The organism is Pedobacter sp. AK017 (assembly GCF_014200825.1).
In the GTDB taxonomy this organism is placed as follows: Bacteria; Bacteroidota; Bacteroidia; order Sphingobacteriales; family Sphingobacteriaceae; genus Pedobacter; species Pedobacter heparinus.
The window spans coordinates 209,843-226,915 of the sequence record NZ_JACHCW010000007.1; the positions used below are offsets into that span (position 1 = coordinate 209,843).

General features: G+C 38.1%; 16 protein-coding genes. 15 read left to right on the top strand and 1 reads right to left on the bottom strand.

Annotation, left to right across the window (positions count from 1 at the left end):
- Nucleotides 1-3 precede the first annotated feature (3 nt).
- A complete protein-coding gene (locus tag HDC92_RS12085) occupies nucleotides 4-1,590 on the bottom strand; it encodes a DUF3843 family protein (protein WP_183874744.1) in 1,587 nt (528 codons plus the stop codon).
- A 326-nt stretch (nucleotides 1,591-1,916) separates the two neighbouring features.
- Here HDC92_RS12085 and HDC92_RS12090 point away from each other — a divergent pair, with 326 nt between their 5' ends.
- From HDC92_RS12090 to HDC92_RS12160, 15 genes are all read left to right on the top strand, one after another.
- Nucleotides 1,917-2,492, top strand: a complete 576-nt coding sequence (locus tag HDC92_RS12090) for an RNA polymerase sigma-70 factor (RefSeq protein ID WP_183874746.1) — start codon at nucleotides 1,917-1,919, stop codon at nucleotides 2,490-2,492.
- Between the two features lie 80 nt (nucleotides 2,493-2,572).
- Complete coding sequence (locus HDC92_RS12095) at nucleotides 2,573-3,799, top strand: FecR family protein (protein ID WP_183874748.1); 1,227 nt, start codon at nucleotides 2,573-2,575, stop codon at nucleotides 3,797-3,799.
- Nucleotides 3,800-4,127: 328 nt separating this feature from the next.
- On the top strand, nucleotides 4,128-7,583 hold the full coding sequence (locus HDC92_RS12100) for a SusC/RagA family TonB-linked outer membrane protein (protein WP_183874750.1): 3,456 nt from the start codon (nucleotides 4,128-4,130) through the stop codon (nucleotides 7,581-7,583).
- Nucleotides 7,584-7,593: 10 nt separating this feature from the next.
- A complete protein-coding gene (locus tag HDC92_RS12105) occupies nucleotides 7,594-8,973 on the top strand; it encodes a RagB/SusD family nutrient uptake outer membrane protein (protein WP_183874752.1) in 1,380 nt (459 codons plus the stop codon).
- Between the two features lie 17 nt (nucleotides 8,974-8,990).
- Nucleotides 8,991-10,592, top strand: a complete 1,602-nt coding sequence (locus HDC92_RS12110) for a TlpA family protein disulfide reductase (RefSeq protein WP_183874754.1) — start codon at nucleotides 8,991-8,993, stop codon at nucleotides 10,590-10,592.
- Between the two features lie 7 nt (nucleotides 10,593-10,599).
- Nucleotides 10,600-11,319 (top strand): hypothetical protein, encoded by a 720-nt coding sequence (locus HDC92_RS12115; protein WP_183874756.1) that lies wholly within the window; start codon nucleotides 10,600-10,602, stop codon nucleotides 11,317-11,319.
- A 27-nt stretch (nucleotides 11,320-11,346) separates the two neighbouring features.
- Nucleotides 11,347-11,811: an ankyrin repeat domain-containing protein gene (locus HDC92_RS12120; protein WP_183874758.1), complete on the top strand. Its 465-nt coding sequence runs from the start codon at nucleotides 11,347-11,349 to the stop codon at nucleotides 11,809-11,811.
- Nucleotides 11,812-11,819: 8 nt separating this feature from the next.
- Entirely contained in the window at nucleotides 11,820-14,069 is a 2,250-nt protein-coding gene (locus tag HDC92_RS12125) for a family 78 glycoside hydrolase catalytic domain (protein WP_183874760.1), read from the top strand.
- Nucleotides 14,070-14,079: 10 nt separating this feature from the next.
- Complete coding sequence (locus HDC92_RS12130) at nucleotides 14,080-14,268, top strand: hypothetical protein (protein ID WP_183874762.1); 189 nt, start codon at nucleotides 14,080-14,082, stop codon at nucleotides 14,266-14,268.
- Nucleotides 14,265-14,795 carry a hypothetical protein gene (locus HDC92_RS12135; RefSeq protein ID WP_183874764.1) on the top strand — a complete coding sequence of 177 codons (531 nt, stop codon included), beginning with the start codon at nucleotides 14,265-14,267 and terminating at the stop codon, nucleotides 14,793-14,795. Before HDC92_RS12130 ends, HDC92_RS12135 begins: the two co-directional genes overlap by 4 nt.
- 19 nt (nucleotides 14,796-14,814) lie before the next feature.
- Complete coding sequence (locus HDC92_RS12140) at nucleotides 14,815-15,138, top strand: helix-turn-helix domain-containing protein (RefSeq protein ID WP_183874766.1); 324 nt, start codon at nucleotides 14,815-14,817, stop codon at nucleotides 15,136-15,138.
- On the top strand, nucleotides 15,135-15,377 hold the full coding sequence (locus HDC92_RS12145; RefSeq protein ID WP_183874768.1) for a hypothetical protein: 243 nt from the start codon (nucleotides 15,135-15,137) through the stop codon (nucleotides 15,375-15,377). The genes HDC92_RS12140 and HDC92_RS12145 overlap by 4 nt, the downstream gene beginning before the upstream one ends.
- 169 nt (nucleotides 15,378-15,546) lie before the next feature.
- Nucleotides 15,547-15,717: a hypothetical protein gene (locus tag HDC92_RS12150; RefSeq protein ID WP_183874770.1), complete on the top strand. Its 171-nt coding sequence runs from the start codon at nucleotides 15,547-15,549 to the stop codon at nucleotides 15,715-15,717.
- Entirely contained in the window at nucleotides 15,704-16,072 is a 369-nt protein-coding gene (locus HDC92_RS12155) for a PIN domain-containing protein (RefSeq protein WP_183874772.1), read from the top strand. The genes HDC92_RS12150 and HDC92_RS12155 overlap by 14 nt, the downstream gene beginning before the upstream one ends.
- A 103-nt stretch (nucleotides 16,073-16,175) precedes the next feature.
- Nucleotides 16,176-16,784, top strand: coding sequence for a hypothetical protein (locus tag HDC92_RS12160; protein ID WP_183874774.1), 609 nt, complete (start codon nucleotides 16,176-16,178; stop codon nucleotides 16,782-16,784).
- The last annotated feature ends 289 nt before the right edge of the window (nucleotides 16,785-17,073 follow it).

A 17,073-nucleotide genomic window follows, 5' to 3' on the forward strand; every position in this document is an offset into this window, starting at 1 on the left:
TGTTTACCTGTAACTCAGATCAAGAAGCGTAATCACCGGCTTTCTTAATGCCGAAAAATCCTTTGGTCTATAAATTCTAAACAAGGCCATTAAATCATCCATGGTATTGATGCACCAGCTGTCGTTTGTTGCTGGCACCGGTTTAAAAGATTCCCAAAGGTTTTGCCAGGCCGAAATCGGAATGGGTACCATCAAAACAGCATCGTTTGCCAGTCCGTAAACAGATCTCAGTTCATTTAACCGGTTTAAGGTAGCGTAATGATTTGAAGTAATGGACATACCATCATCAGGCGCAATGTGTATGCACAAATCTGTTTCTGCACCGATGTGATGCGTACGGGCTTCAATTGCGTTATATTTGCCAGCATCTGCCCGTCCTTCTCTTACAGCCTTATCAAACTGCCATTTATAAAATGTATTTAAGGCATTGATCATCTCTTCGGCATTGCGAAATGTTTTTTGGGATACACCAAAAAAAGTAAAAGCTTCGTCTGCCTCGGCCTTTAACGCCTCCTTTTGCCGTTCTCTAAAAGCTTTATTGTGCACACTATAATCATAGGCAAATTCTTTATTCCAGAAAAATATATGGTCTTCATCCATTTCGGCAGCCAGGGGGGCAGCTAAAATGTAAGCACCGTCCCATCTTTGCAGCACGGTACGGTAGTACCTGGCCCTGGCTAAGCTGCCTGGCTTTAAGTTGGGGATGCTTGTTTTTAAAACCGGAAAAACATCATTCATCAGGTTATGCTTAAAATAATAATATTTTGGGTCGGTTTCATCAATTTCAAATACACCTTCTACATAAAACTTAAAATCCATAGTATCCTGCCTTTTCTGCCCGGGCCAGTTTAAAGTTTTAGCCAGTACATCAACAGGATTAAGCCCTGATAAGCTGGTATTTCTTTTGTGCATGATATCATTCATTACGATCTGCATGTTAATTTCTAACGTGCGCTTGTCGATGTTTGGCTCCTGCTGTCTTAGTTGCTGCCCCTGTGCAAGCCAATAATACTTAAGCTCATATCCAAACAGGTAACTGTCGTAGGCAAACCATTGCAGTATGTTCTTAAATTCTGTAGCTGAGCCATCCGCAACCAGCATTTCCTTGTAAAAATCGGTGGTACGTACCTCTTCAATCTGGTCCAGGTAATCAAAAGCCAGATCGCGGAAACCAATAAAGAACATTTCGGGGGGCATTTCCTTAATTTGTTTGGTGCGGTGTAAAAAGGCACAGTATACAAAAGTAAGGTAATGGATGTCGGCAGGATGAATGTCTTCGCAGTCGTCCCACTCAGCAAGTTCTTCGGTTGTATAGAATGGAATGCGCTTTCCGTACAGGGTTTGGTGCTCGGCCAGTACCGTTTCCCAAAAACCAATTTTGTTTACCCGGTCTTCAAAATAAGCAGTCACTATATACGCCAGCTCGCGCATTTCATTAGGCCCCATTGTACCATTTGTTTTCTTTAAAACACTACCCAGGCCATAAAAAAGATGCCTGAATATTTTTAAATATTCCAGGTCATACTTTACGTTGTTTTGATATGGTTTTCTGTCATTAAACCATTGCAAACTCAAAAAATTATCCAGCATTAAGAGAATTAATTAGGGCCATGCCTACACAGGTATTTCCTATTGCAGAAATACAATCGTGGCGCAAAAAGCCATTGTTAAATAATACGTTAGTTAAACAAATGTTATTTAAATAATCCAGAAAACCAAAATTTTGATGCTCGTTTTGTTTGCTGGTTTATCGAATTTTTAATTATACCGCCTTCCCAGCCTTCAATTATACTTATTGCATTGATTTTACTACGAAAAAGTAAATAATCGGCTAATTGTTACCAACTTATATGAATTTATAATTAGACTTACAGAAAAATTTACGTATTTTTATACAAAGGGATAAACCTATTATCATGGCTGCTTATAGCGGATATACTGATCAGGAACTGACGGCTTTGTTAAAAAGCGGGGATAGGATTGCGTTTACTGAGATCTATAACCGGTTTTTTAGTTTACTCTATTTGCATGCTTTTAGCAGACTTAGGGATAAGGATGATGCAAAGGATACAGTTCAGGAGCTATTTACTGCTTTATGGGTTAAACATGAATCTATTTCATTTACAAACCTGTCCAACTATTTATATACCGCAGTAAGAAACCGGGTAATGAATGTGATTTCGCATAAGAGTGTTGAATCCAAATACCTATCGGCACTTCCCCCTTCGGTTGTTATCGAGAATTGTATTACCGATCATAGATTAAGGGAGCGGCAGCTTACAGCGATTATCGAAAAGGAAGTTGCAGCTTTACCTCCAAAAATGAGGGCAGCTTTTGAGTTGAGCAGAAAGACCAACATGAGCCATAAAGAAATTGCCAATGAACTTGGAATAACAGAACAGTCTGTTAGAAGTCACGTAAAAAATGCTTTGAAAATACTCAGGTTAAGGCTCGGCTTAAGCTTGTTTCTGGTATTACTGTTTACATATTAAATTAATATTAATTTTTTTTACCCCCATGGTAGGGTGGCTCGCTGTCTATATCATTATAAGGGCATACAAGCCTTGTTGCTATGGATAATATAGATTTACAAGATTTATTAAGCAAATACAGGACAGGTACCTGCAATGCTGAAGAACTAGCCTTGCTGGAAAACTGGTATGCCCAATGGAAGGTAGAATATCCGCATTTCAGTGACGAAGAATTAATGGGCGTTAAGGATGAAGTTTGGCAGGCTATTGCTAATGACGTTAAGCCAAACAGCCCAATAAAACTCTGGCCACGCATTATCGGCGTAGCCGCTGCCGTAGCAGCGATTGTTTTTGGCGTGTTCTTTTTTAAGGCACCAAGTAATCCTGAACCTGGTTCTGGTTCTGCAAACTATACAAACGACATTGCCCCGGGTAAAAACACCGCAACCCTTACCCTTGCCAATGGTAAAACCATAAACTTAAGCGATGCCAAAACCGGGGTAATTATAGATGCTTCGGATTTGAAGTACAACGATAACACACCCGTCATTTCGACAGAGCGGAGCGACGAGAACCGAGCCCTTCGCGAGCTCAGCGGAGCTAAATCTCTTGGTCATGCTAATTCAAGAGATCTCTCCTATCGTCGAGATGACGGGGCTGAACGAAGCCTTACCATCACCACCCCACGCGGCGGAACTTATCAGGTGCGTCTACCTGATGGAACAAAAGTCTGGCTAAACGCCGCATCGAGTTTAACTTATTATGCGCCGCTAATTGAGCGTGGCGGTATCAGAAAAGTTGAACTCAGCGGCGAGGCCTACTTTGAAGTATTTAGGAATAAAAATCAGCCATTTGTAGTAACTACCAAAAATTTGACAACAACGGTGCTGGGTACGCATTTTAATATCAGTGCTTATGAGGATGAGGGAAGCACAAAAGCGACGTTGTTAGAAGGGTCTGTGCGAGTGGCTTCCCTCGCCCCTTTGGGGAGAGGTGGCGTAGCCGAAGAGGGAAATGTAGTACTCAAACCCAACCAACAAGCCATTTTAAAAGACAACTCTATTAACTGCGTACAAGTAGATGCAAATGCGACCATAGACTGGAAAAACGGACAGTTCATATTTAATGATGAACCATTGGAGAGCATTATGCGTAAAGTAGCCAGGTGGTACGATGTAGAAGTAATTTATCAAAACGTAGATAAAACGGCACTTTTTTATGGCAGTGTTTCCAGATACGATCAGGTATCTAAAATATTATCCAAGCTGGAAGTAACCGGAGGCATTCATTTTAAAGTAGAGGGAAAAAAGATACTTGTATTTAAGTGATAAAAAATAAACCGATCAATTCACCATTAAAAACTGAACATAGTATGATGAGATGCTACAGGAATGACCCTTAAAGAGGGAAAACTTAGCGAAGCGGTCTCTTGAATACCATTGAGAACCAATAAAAGCTAATGAAAAAACAACCAGACCATTTTCATGACCTGGTTGATCTGGCTCTGGCCAATAAAAAAATTATTGAAGTTTAACCGCAGGTGTCTGTTCCGTCGAAAGTAAAGACACACTGCTTAGAACCAAGCTATAAATGTATAAATTTTATACGAAGAAACCTGGTATGCCCATGCGGTTGTACCATAAAATATTGCTAATTATGCGACTAACCACCGTTATATTGATAGCATCCCTAATGCAGGTTAGCGCTGCTGGCTTTGCACAAAAATTTTCTTTAACTACCAACAAAGAAAGTTTAAAAAATGTATTTGCCGAAATTCAGAAACAAACCGGTTTTAACGTGTTGGCCAAATCTGCATACCTTAACAGGAGTAAACCAATTACCATCAGCTTAAAAAATGTGTCGTTGGAAGAGGCGCTGATTAAAATATTAGAAGGACAAAATCTCAGTTTTACCATTGAAGATAGGGTTGTACTAATTAAAGAAAAAGCGCCTTCCTTTCTGGAACGCCTGGCTGATCGCTGGGCTGGTATTGATGTGCGGGGCCGTGTGGTGGATGAGCAAGGGGTGCCGTTGAGCGGGGCCAGTGTGAAAATCAAATGGACTGATAGAATGACCAGAACGAATGAGAATGGAAGTTTTATTTTGATTGGGGTGGATGAGAAGGCGGTTTTGGTGATTAGCTATCTAGGGTATAAGATGAGGGAGGTAAAAGTGAGTAAGGATTTGGGGGATATAAAATTAGAGGTTGGTGCTGGGGAGTTGGACGAAGTGACGATTAATACAGGCTATCAAACAATTAAACCTAATGAACTTACGGGTTCTGTCACAGTAATCGACAATAAACTACTTAATAGAAGAGTAAGCCCGAATATTTTGGAGAGATTGGACGGAGTGACAAGTGGGCTAGTCTTTAAAGGAAATATTTATGGTGGCGCTAACGAACCAAAAATTTCGATTAGGGGTAGAAGTACCATTTTTGCAAATGCGGAACCTTTAATTATCCTCGACAATTTTCCTTATGATGGTGACATTAGCAACATAAATCCAAACGATGTTGAGAGTATCTCAGTATTAAAAGATGCAGCAGCGGCTTCGATTTGGGGGGCAAGATCTGGTAATGGCGTTATTGTTATCACGACAAAGAAAGGAAGTCCTAACCAGGAACCGAAGGTTTCCATCAATGGGAATATAACTATAGGGGATAAACCAGACCTCTATTATGCCCCAAGGTTATCATCAAGTGACTATATCGAGGTAGAAAAATTCCTATTTAACCAAGGTGCCTATAACTCAATAATCACTAACAAATACGGAGCGATTTCACCCGTTATTGAAATCCTATTAAAAAACAGGAATAATGTATTAACAAATGGACAAACAGAAGAGCAAATTAATCAGTTTAAGCAATTTGATTTTAGAGACCAACTAGGTAAGTACTATTATCAAAAATCTATAAATCAACAGTATAATTTAAATGTTAATGGGGGTGCCCAAAATCAAATCTATTATCTATCTGCAGGATATGATAATAACCGCGGTACAATTGTTGGAGGAAATAATGAAAGATTAACAATTAAGGCAAAGGACAGTTATTTTTTGCTGAAAGGAAAGTTGGAGTTGTCTGCTGATGTCTTACTAACCAATACAAAAGTCAAAGCTCCGTATGATCTGCCAAGGGGCTATCCGTACGAACAACTAGCAGACTTGAATGGTAATCCCTTAAATATTGTCGGAGGGAAAAGGAAATCATATATAGATACAGTTGGAGCTGGAAGACTTTTAGATTGGTCCTATAAGCCGTTAATAAACCGGGAATTACGAAGTAACTCAACAAGTCAAACAGACTACCGGATTAACATTTCTGCAAACTACAGGATTCTTTCCGTTCTTTCTGCAAGTATTCAGTATCAATATGGTAGATCAAATACAACCGGCGATAATTTATATGATAAGGATGCCTATTATGTGCGAGACTTAATCAACGATTTTTCATCTATTAATTACACCACTGGAGTTGTTACTAGGGCGGTTCCAATAGGTGGAATATTAAACCGAAATGATAGTCAGTATACGTCGAATTACGGAAGGGGACAACTCAATTTTAATAAAGAATGGAATAGTATACATTCTTTAACTGCTATTGCCGCTGTCGAGGTGAAAAGCGCAACAGGTATTAATTATAGTAATACTGTTTTTGGTTATGATCCTGGCACCGCAACTTCACAACCAGTTAACTACAATACGGATGTTAGGGTATATTCGACAGGTAGTACTACAAGAATTAGCGACCGCTTTTCCAATGACCAGTCTTATACAGAAGATCGATTCTTGTCTTATTTGACCAATGTTTCTTATGGCTATTTAAAAAAATATTTTATATATGGGAGTTTGAGACGTGATGAGTCAAATTTATTTGGGGTAAATACAAATCAGAAAGGGATACCACTCTGGTCTGTTGGTATAAGTTGGAAGGTAAGCAGCGAACCTTTTTATAAACTAGAATTTTTGTCTGATTTAAAACTTAGATTTTCGGATGGATATACCGGCAATATCGATAGAACGTTATCTGCTTATCTTACTAGTCGATATAGCTCTGGTCAGACTAATCTCTATGGTAATGCGATTGCATCAATTGTTAATCCCCCGAATCCAGCACTTAGGTGGGAAAAAGTGCATGTTTATAATGCCGGCATTGATTTTAGTTCAAAAAAAAATATTATCTCAGGAAGTATCGATTTATTTAAGAAATTAGGTACTGACCTAATCGCGAATAGTCCAATTTCTCCACAAACAGGACTTATCCAATTTAAAGGGAATGCAGCTGATTTGGAAACAAAGGGTTTAGATTTTGTGCTTAATGCCAAAATTTTGGATAGGTCAATTAAATGGGGCGTGAATCTTTTATACAGTTATGTTACAGATAAAGTGACACAATATAAAGTAACGCAAGCATCTAATCTCGCCTATATTCAAGGTAATTTCAATAACCCATTAGTTGGTAAACCTTATTCTGCCTTATTTAGTTTTCCGTATGCAGGTCTAGATAATCAAGGAAACCCTGTTGGCTATGTGAATGGAACATTAAGTACAGATTATGCCACTATAACGAGTTCTAAGGACCTGACCACAATGATTTATAACGGCCCACAGACCCCTACACAATTTGGATCAATACGCAATAATTTCAGCTACAGTGATTTTACTATTTCTGTCAACGTTGTTTATAAGTTTGGTTATTATTTTAGACGGGCGTCATTAAGCAATAGCAGTTTGTACTCGGTAACTTCTGGCATAAACAATCAGTTTTTTGCAGACTATTCAAAACGTTGGAAGAGTCCCGGTGATGAGCTAAGTACTAATGTTCCATCATTGATTTATTTACCAAATGCTACTAGAGATAATCTTTATACCTATAGTAATGCATTAGTTGAAAAAGGGGATCATATCCGTTTACAAGATATTAGTTTATCTTATCAGCTTTCAAAAAAACAGTTTAAAAGACTGCCATTTTCCAACCTGACCATTTATGGGTATATTAATAATCTTGGATTAATCTATAGTAAGAATAAATTCCACTTAGATCCTGATGTCACAGTCGGAGCATATCCAAATCCCAAAACATACTCACTCGGCGTTAATATTAATCTTTAATTTTTTTCTTATGAAAAATGCTGTCAAAATATTATTTATTGTTCTATTACCCTGTAGCCTTTTATATTCGTGCAAAAAAGGATTTCTGGAAGTAAAACCCCAGTCAAATATTGTGGTCCCTTCAAATTTAGAGGATTTACAGAGATTGTTAGATAATAGTCTTGTAAATAGTGCTTTTCCTGGCTTAGGACAATTATCATCCGACGAATACTACTACACTTATACTACCTGGCAATCGTATCCAGCGATCGAACGAAACCTATACATCTGGACTGATAATGTTTATCAAGATCAATCAAATAATGGAGATTGGAACTCGGGTTTTCAAGCAATTTATTATGCTAATGCTGTGTTAGATGGATTAAATAATGTGGAAAAAACCAGTGATAATTCTAACTCCTGGGATAATGTTAAAGGGGGGGCATTGTTTCATCGAGCAAATAGGTATGCAGCATTATTAGATGTTTTTACATTGCCTTATGAGCAAACAAAGGCGAGTGAGTTGTTGGGGTTACCCATTAGAACAACAGCGGATGTTAGTCAATTAAAACAACGGTCTACGTTAAAGGAAACCTATGATTTCGTTATCAAAGATTTAAAAAACAGCATTCCATTATTGCCAGTTGGGCCAGGATCAAGTAGGGTTAGAGCAAGTAAAGCCGCTTCTTTTGCACTCCTGGCGCGGATCTACCTGAATATGAAGGATTATTCGAATGCAAAGATAAATGCAGATAGCAGTTTACTGTGCTACAATAAATTGATAAACTATAATACCTTATCTACTACCACAAACACCCCATTTTCTGATGTTCATGATGAGATGGTAATGTATGATCTTAGAAACATATACGATTCCACACGTCCAGGATATATCAGAACAACAAACTTTGCTGATCCTACATTATATAGCTTTTACGGAGCAAACGACTTAAGAAAAATTATATTTTTTCTTTCCCCAAATTCTGATGGTACTGTTTTAACGAAAGCACTTTATAATTCCAGGCAGCAAAATTTTGGCGGTATAGCGGTTGATGAAGTTTACTTAATTAAGGCAGAATGCCTAGCCAGAGCAAATGAGGTTCCGGAAAGCTTAAGTATCCTTAATGCTCTTTTAATCAATAGATGGAAGTCTAATACATTTATTCCATTTACTGTCTCGGATTCAAACGCTGCGCTCCAATTGGTTTTACTTGAGCGGAGAAAAGAGCTGATTTCAAGAGGATTTAGATGGTCTGACGTAAGACGTTTAAATACTGAGGGAGCAAATATTACGCTTCGTAGAAACCTGAATGGTATTATCTACGAATTGTCCCCAAATAGTAACAAGTACGCTTTATTAATACCTCCGGATGAAATAAATTCTTCTGGGATCCAACAAAACATTCGTTAATCAATAAAATAATAGGAATGAAAAATATAATTTCTTTCAGTGTTGTATTATGTTTTATATTGAACAGCATAGCATTTGCACAAAGTAATATTACAATTAAAACTAGTAAGGCTCATTTTTCGAATAACAATACCGCAAAGCCTTCTGATGCTAAATATGCAGTTCTTTCAGGTAAAATTAGCGGCACTCTACAAAAAGTTGATAGTATAACTTTCTGGATATCTAGAAACTTTATCAATACTAGGGGCCTGCTCGATTGCGAGCTCTATACCGTAAAGGTAAAAAACAATACTTTCAAAGTAAAAGTTAAACTGGAAGTGCCTAAAGCTTATTTTTGGGTTGACTTTCCAGGCATTAAAAGTTTACGTTTTTCATGGTATGGTTATTTAAATTATGGTGATAACCTGTTTATGAATTTAAAGCCTGATGATGCGACGTTTGAAGGAGTTGGATCTGAAAAACTAAATTTTTTATGGAATGTAAACAAGAATAATAAAAATATCGAAAAGACTTCTTTAAAAGCTCTTGACTCTTCAAAAGTCCTACAACGTATTACAGCGAATAACTATAACCAGGATTCTACCCTCTATTTTTCAGATTATTTCAAATACAGGTTTAATGTTTTGAATGAAATATTTAATCAAAAGATTATACTTTTAAATTCAGTTAAGCCAACTCTTACAAGGGATGAGTACAATTTTATTTACTTGATGTTGTATTCTCAAGATGTTTTACTAAAAACACAGGTTCACATTTATGGTTGTAGCAACTCATTCTATAAAAAGGCCCGGCGTGATTATTATCTTACTTGCCTCAAACCGCTAATAGCCTCCAAATCCAGTGATAAATATGTCGAATACGCTGCATTTTATGATGAATTCAACTTCAATCTTTTGTTACTTGATTTGATATATTTTTCTAATGACCCAGTACCATTAGAGTATGGTAGATTATTCCAAATAATAAATGAAGTATTCAAGAATTCACTGAGAGATAAGATTTTGATTACCTCTTTGTCAAAAGAAAAGTCTAATCGTTTTAAGAATATAAAATTGCACTATGACCACGTCATAAAAGATTTAAAAAGTCCTCATTATAAGAATATTGCAATCGGATATAAAATGATGAATAGCATTGGTGAAGATTTTTATGCTTTTAATTTACCAGACACGGCCGGTAAAAGGATCAAATTAAGTGATTTGAAAGGGAAATTATTGATAATAGATTTTTGGTTCACCGGATGTGAAAATTGTTATTTGCTCACTAAAGCTATGGAGCCTGTGTTTGAAAAATATAAAGACAGAAATGATGTGGCTTTTTTAACGATTAATATGGATAGAAGTAAAGAACGATGGATTCAGAGTATTAAAAATAGTGAGAAAGGAGGAATTGGTCCAGCTTATACCCATGCAGGTAGTATAAATCTCTCAACTTTTCCAAAAGGTTTCGATTCTGATTTCACCAAGTTTTATGGTATAACAGGAGCCCCTCAATTGTATATAATCGATAAAAGTGGGAAAACATTAAACTTGAACCCTCAAAGGCCGACCTTAAATAATTACGATAAAAAAACCGATAAATTTATTAAACTAATAGACAATTATTTAAGCATAAACTGATTTGACAATGAAAGCATCAATTTTAATACTTATCGTTATATTTTTAATTAGTAGTTGCAAAAAAGATTCCAGTTATCAACGGAAAGACATTGCGACATTAAATGTGGTAAATATGGTTACTGATATTTCAGGAGTTAAATTCAATGCCTCAGGTAGCAAACAAAGCTGGGCAAGTATAGCTGCTGTTAATATCTTGACAAATAAAATTTATTCCGTTACAACTAACGCTCCATCATTGAATATAGTTTCTGCGGCCGATACTACAAAACAACTTTTTAATAAAAGCTATAACTTGCAATCAGCTGTCTATACACTGTATTTAACGGGCATATCAAGTAATACAGATACCTTATTCAGGCAGGAGACTAATTTTCCTTTTGTAAGCACAGACCCGGCAGTAAAATTGGACAGCGTAGTCAATTTAAGGTTTGTCAACTTATCACAAAATAGTCCTGCGCTGAAAGTAAACATTAAATCAGGGTCATCCAACGAAGTGGACAATTTAGCGTATAAAAGCATTGGTGCCTGGAAACCCTATCCGGCAAAGTTAACCACAACTGCTTATATATTTGAAGTGCGCGATATGTTGACCAACGCCATTCTTTTGACTTACACCTTCAATGCTACCTCAACCAATCGCTATAAAAACGTAGCGTTAGTGATCAAGGGCATGATCGGAGGAACTGGAAGCTCAGCCTTTGGCATAGTGCCCGTTAATTATTTTTAAACTCATCTAAATCAATTTAATCAGAAAATGAAATCATTTAAATTATTAATTATAGCCATAGTTATCATGGTTAGTGGCAAAGCCATTGCTCAGGAAATTCCGGCAGAGATTGTCAAAGCATTAAAAACGGACGATGATGTTAAGTTAAAATCATTGGTTAGTAAAGAGCATATCAATGACTGCTTTGAAGAAAACGGTCTGTATTATTCTCTGTTATCACAAACCATTCGCGGGCATTTGTTAAAGTCTTTTAAGGCTTTGATAGAAATTGGCGCTGATGTAAATAAATCATGTAATGGTTATGTCCCTCCTTTGATGCACGCCGCTAAGTACGGCTCATTAGAAATGGTGAAGATACTAATTGTGAAAGGGGCGAATGTTCATTATAGATATGAAGGAGAGTACCAACCAGCGCAAAACCAAACGCCAGTCACTTATGCTGAGAAATTTAATCAAAAGGAAATCGCTGAATATTTAAAAAGTATAAAGTAATCCAATTTATGAGAGTTTCATGGGCTTTGTTTACTGTTCTGATTATTTGCAACTTTTTTATTGGAAATGCGCAAGATAAAAGCACGATTGCGTTTTCCGGTTCAAGTTGGATCGGCACTTCGTACCAGGAAACGACAGTTAAAAGAGCTTGCCCTGTATTTAATAAAGCGTTTAGATCTGTTAAAGCCATCAAATCTGCGAAGCTTTACATCACGGCACTAGGTTTATATGAAGCAAGGTTAAATGGAAAGAGGATTGGCAAGGATTATTTCACTCCTGGTATTACGGTTTATAATAAGCGGTTGCAATACCAGGAGTATGATGTAGGTCGTTTGTTGAGCGCTACCAATACATTTGAAATTACTGTTGGCGAGGGCTGGTACAGGGGTGCATTCCGCGGTGCGAAAGGTGAAAATGGCAAGGATAATTTTGGCTCGCAGGCCGGTTTGTTAGTGGCCCTGTTAATCGATTACCAAGACGGCACTTCAATTCGAATCGTATCTGATGATTCATGGAAATGCACAGAAGGCCCTATCAGGTATTCCGAACTTTATGATGGTGAACTGTATGATCATGGTTTTATAATCAAAGATTGGGTGCCTGTTAAAATTATTGATCATCCCAAGGATATACTGATCCCCTCGGAAGCTGAACCTGTCAGAAAGCATGAGACTTTTAAACCGGTCAGCATCTTAGTTACTCCAAATACCGAGCAAGTTGTTGATTTCGGCCAAAATATAGCTGGCTGGGTGCAATTGAGCGTGCGCGGAAGAAAAGGCGATACGATCCGGGTTTACCATGCAGAAGTGCTTGATAAGGAAGGTAATTTTTTCATAGGGAATTTGAGAACCGCTAAAGCAATTGACACTTATGTTTTAAAGGGTGGCGGATTGGAAGTGCTTGAACCGCATTTCACCTATCATGGTTTCCGTTATGCAAAAATATCCGGTTTTAAAGCAACCAAACAGAACTGCACCGCCGTTGCATTGTATTCAGATTTAAAGAAAACGGGAACGTTTTCCTGCTCCGATCCGATGATCAATCGGTTGCAAAAGAATATCGAATGGAGCCTCAACAGCAACTTCTTCGATATACCGACCGATTGTCCGCAACGGAGTGAGCGCCTGGGCTGGACGGGTGATGCACAGGTATTTGTGGCTACTGCCAGTTACCTGCGAGATACACGAAAGTTCTACAGCAAATGGTTAAAGGATCTTTCGGCAGAACAAGGTAAAAACGGGGGTATACCAGATTATGTTCCGACAGTTGCTAAAGCAAAAGATATCGTTCACGGAAGTGCTGGCTGGGGTGATGCTGCGACCATTATCCCCTGGACGGTCTATCAAACATATAACGACACCTTGGTTTTAAAGAACCAATACGCTTCTATGAAGGCCTGGGTAGATTATATGAAATCAAACAGTCAGAATGGATTGTGGAAAGCCAATGGTTATGGAGACTGGTATGCACCTGGCCCAGGTACAAATGTATTTTTGATTGACCAGTGTTTTTGGGCTTACTCGACTTCGATAGTATCGCAAGCGGCCAAAGTACTCGGAAAAACATCCGATGCAGCCTACTATCATGAGGAAAAGGAACGGATCAAACTCGAATTTGTCAAACAATATGTTCTGCCGGATGGTCGGTTGTCCTCAGATACGCAAACGGCTTATGTGCTGGCACTGGCTTTTGATATGCTACCGCAAAAAGAAGCGCTGGCAAAAAGATTGGTGGAACTGATCCACGAAAACAAAGACCATTTGGCAACTGGTTTTTTAGGGACACCTTATTTGCTACAAGTGTTAAGTGATAATGGATATAGCGATGTAGCTTATACTTTATTGATGCAGAAAACTTATCCTTCCTGGTTGTTCCCGGTGACGATGGGCGCTACCACCATTTGGGAAAAATGGGATGGTATGGATGCTGATGGTACTGTGAAGCCAACTTCTTATAATCACTATGCCTATGGCGCGGTGGGTAATTGGCTGTACCAATATGTTGCCGGAATTAGACCCGCTGCCCCTGGGTATAAGGAGGTGGTGATTAAACCGGTAATTGGTGGCGGGTTGAGCTGGGCAAAGGGGAGCTATGTATGTGATTATGGTAAAATCATTTCAGAATGGAAATTGAACAAGGGGAAGGTAGTAATGAAGGTAGAGCTACCGAAAGGTGTAACAGCAAAGGTATATGTGCCGGGAGAGCAGTTGCCGAGAAGTGTTGTTTCGGGTGAATACCAGTTTAATGGAAAAATATAAAAGATGATATATGGAACAGGAGACCTATTACCAAAAACTATATGAAGAAGCAAAACTTGAACTACAGTTGCTAAAAGCCGAATTGGCCTTAAAGAAGAATGAAATAATGATACTGAACCAGGTTAGAGAAACTCAGGCAAAACATTTATTGCAAATGGAGCAGCAGATTAAGGCTTTTGAAGGTAAAAAAGAAAAATGATGATGAAAGTATTAAAAGAAAATACGGACATATTACCCGCCAAAGAACTTGATGATTTCTTTGCTGTTGCTGGTATGCATATAAAAACAAAAGAGGAAGTTTATCTTGAACTGCATGAAACGGGCCAGGTAATAGCAACCTGTCCATTAAGCTTTGATGAAAAGAAGGGCATCAGCATAGACTTGCTTGCAGATTACGACAATGTAGAACAATTGATAAAAGTACATGGCATTAAGCGCACAGAAGACCTGAACAGGATTACGCAGTCTGACTTATGGTTAAGGTATTTGGGAGGAAATGGCTATGTGGCTGCAGATATTAATGAACTGGATGCTGAACTGTGCTTCAGGATTGTGAAAAGTGTGACGATGGTGTATAGCGCAGATATGAATTTTTACCAGGAAATAATCCATGTAATGAGTATGAAGCATCAGTTTGAAAGGTACATTGACGAGAATATGCACCGCTTTGCGGTGGCGGTACTGATGCGGCCAATGTTACTGCCCGAAAAACTGTATGTGCCTTGATCATAAATTGCAGATAATCATGTACAACACCAGCATTGGCCAAAAACTTAGGGTTTTACGCAAAAACCGAAACTGGATGCAAAGGGATGTGGCAGAACGGCTGAATATTTCTGTACCGGCCTATAGTAAAATAGAATGTGCACAAACGGAAGTTACCGTAAGCAGGTTAAAGCAGCTTGCGCTTATACTGGAAGTAAAAGTTTGCTGGCTGATGGATGGCGAGGAAGATGCGGTATTGCATCAGGAGAATGAGGTGTTGAAAGAAAGGTTAAGGTTGAGCAATATGGAGGTGATGGTGTTGCAAAAGAAATTGCTGGCCTGTGTTGAAAAAATGGTAAAATGAGCGCGAAACAATATTTCCAGGCACATGGGAGCTTGCTGATCAGATCTGATGAGGGTATTTACATCATCCTTCATCCAGATGGTACTGTTGAAGCAACTGCAATGTATAAGGGTACAGACGGTGCATGTTTTACGATCATCAAGGATTATAAAAACGTTAGGGCTTTTATGAAGGCTTTTAAACTGGACAGTTTTGAAGAGATTAAAACAATTAGCTGGGGTAATTTTTTTATGGCGTAGATATAAAATGGCCGAAGGTAATTTTAAGCTTACAAAATATATGGTGCCGGGATGGTACTGAAAGAAAATGTTCTTTGAAAATATTGTTTAAGATTGATGGTGTGGTTGTTGTGATGATTTTGTAGTATATTTGTATTATACATTTTTGACCTACCAAATTAAACTAGATATGGTAATTGTAATTAACAAAGAGACAGACGAAAAGGAGATTAAAGCCGCCTTGAAGAAAATCAGTAAAGATCCAAAAAAGCCTAAATTAGCGGATTTCTTTGGTGCTTTACCGGATGTTTTTGGAGATGGTCTTAAATATCAAAAAAAGGTAAGAAGTGAATGGGATTAATTATGTAGTTGATACCAACTGCTTCATTTATCTTTTGAGTAAGAACCCCACATTGCTACCATTTTTAGATAGCAAATGGGCATACTCCTACATGACTGAAATAGAGCTTCTGTGTCAAAAAACTTTAGACAAGGAACAAGAGTTTTTGATCAGAAGTATGCTAAACACCTGTTTTAAGGTAAATCACAGCCAGGCCATAACAGAGCTAACCATCCAATTGAGACGTGAGCATAATGTAAAAATTCCAGATGCTATCGTAGCCGCTACGGCCCAATTGTTGCAACTGCCCCTTATTACCGCAGATAAAGGCTTTGCGAAAATAAAAGGGATTGATTGCATTCTCCTTGAGTTATAATTGAACTCTATCCCCCCGTCTTAAACAATAATTTCAAAGTTTTTAATTAAATATTTGCTGGTATGGGTATGTCCTGTGCTGGCTTGAAAATTAAATTTTTGAAATGAGCAAATCTGAAAAAACAAGATACATCATGGCCAGGCCGCTACGGTATGGCATTAAGCGGCATGTGCAGGAATTGGAAAAAGTATTGTTTGCAGCACAGGATAAAGTTTCTTTAAACATGCTGAGGGAGTATGCTGTACATGATACTCGGTTGCTGTATAAAATGGCAGCACGCTTCCTCCCCTTTTCTCCTACAGAAAACCAGGAATTGATAAGCGGTTTTATTCTGGCAGAAAAAGATGGCGAGGATACCATAAGCGAGGATGGCGAAAATGAGGTAGAGCAGCTGACGAATGTATTGCTGGTACGTGCAAGCAATTTTAAAGAAGTACATGAATTTATTAGCGCTGCAGAACTGGCCTTTGCAGTAATACTGGCAGTAGAACCGGAAATACCCAATGTGTACGATGAAGGCTGGACCTATCAAACCATATTGAATGATGCCTTTGAGTTTTTGACCAATATGGCAGAGGAAATAGAAAATGTGAAAGTGATAGAAAAGCTATATGAAATGACATTGGATCATTTTGAGAACAGAGATGCTGATGACAGCCATTGGGAACACAAGTTTGAAGAATTGCTGGAAACACTGAATAAGCGGTTGTAGAAATAGTTGCAATTCAGCGATTTTGCAAAACTTGAAGATTTTTTTTTCTGTTTTTCCATTTATCGCAAAAAATTGATGTTCGATGAACCAGAATAATATAAAAATGAGCAATTAACTGAACCAATATTTATAAAAAAAACTAAAAAACAACTATGAAATAACGCTACACTCACCTCCTGCATCTGAATCCGGATGCAATTTTATTTCCCCTAAACCCGCTTACAAGCGGAACAAAAAAACAGCCTTGTGCTGTGTGGGATTGCTATGCCTGATCTTTCGGTTTTTACCA

Excerpts from the sequence above, each read along its gene's own strand:
- HDC92_RS12085 (WP_183874744.1), bottom strand. The coding sequence starts at position 1,590 with ATGCTGGATAATTTTTTGAGTTTGCAATGGTTTAATGACAGAAAACCA.
- HDC92_RS12090 (WP_183874746.1), top strand. The coding sequence starts at position 1,917 with ATGGCTGCTTATAGCGGATATACTGATCAGGAACTGACGGCTTTGTTA.
- HDC92_RS12095 (WP_183874748.1), top strand. The coding sequence starts at position 2,573 with ATGGATAATATAGATTTACAAGATTTATTAAGCAAATACAGGACAGGT.
- HDC92_RS12100 (WP_183874750.1), top strand. The coding sequence starts at position 4,128 with ATGCGACTAACCACCGTTATATTGATAGCATCCCTAATGCAGGTTAGC.
- HDC92_RS12105 (WP_183874752.1), top strand. The coding sequence starts at position 7,594 with ATGAAAAATGCTGTCAAAATATTATTTATTGTTCTATTACCCTGTAGC.
- HDC92_RS12110 (WP_183874754.1), top strand. The coding sequence starts at position 8,991 with ATGAAAAATATAATTTCTTTCAGTGTTGTATTATGTTTTATATTGAAC.
- HDC92_RS12115 (WP_183874756.1), top strand. The coding sequence starts at position 10,600 with ATGAAAGCATCAATTTTAATACTTATCGTTATATTTTTAATTAGTAGT.
- HDC92_RS12120 (WP_183874758.1), top strand. The coding sequence starts at position 11,347 with ATGAAATCATTTAAATTATTAATTATAGCCATAGTTATCATGGTTAGT.
- HDC92_RS12125 (WP_183874760.1), top strand. The coding sequence starts at position 11,820 with ATGAGAGTTTCATGGGCTTTGTTTACTGTTCTGATTATTTGCAACTTT.
- HDC92_RS12130 (WP_183874762.1), top strand. The coding sequence starts at position 14,080 with ATGGAACAGGAGACCTATTACCAAAAACTATATGAAGAAGCAAAACTT.
- HDC92_RS12135 (WP_183874764.1), top strand. The coding sequence starts at position 14,265 with ATGATGATGAAAGTATTAAAAGAAAATACGGACATATTACCCGCCAAA.
- HDC92_RS12140 (WP_183874766.1), top strand. The coding sequence starts at position 14,815 with ATGTACAACACCAGCATTGGCCAAAAACTTAGGGTTTTACGCAAAAAC.
- HDC92_RS12145 (WP_183874768.1), top strand. The coding sequence starts at position 15,135 with ATGAGCGCGAAACAATATTTCCAGGCACATGGGAGCTTGCTGATCAGA.
- HDC92_RS12150 (WP_183874770.1), top strand. The coding sequence starts at position 15,547 with ATGGTAATTGTAATTAACAAAGAGACAGACGAAAAGGAGATTAAAGCC.
- HDC92_RS12160 (WP_183874774.1), top strand. The coding sequence starts at position 16,176 with ATGAGCAAATCTGAAAAAACAAGATACATCATGGCCAGGCCGCTACGG.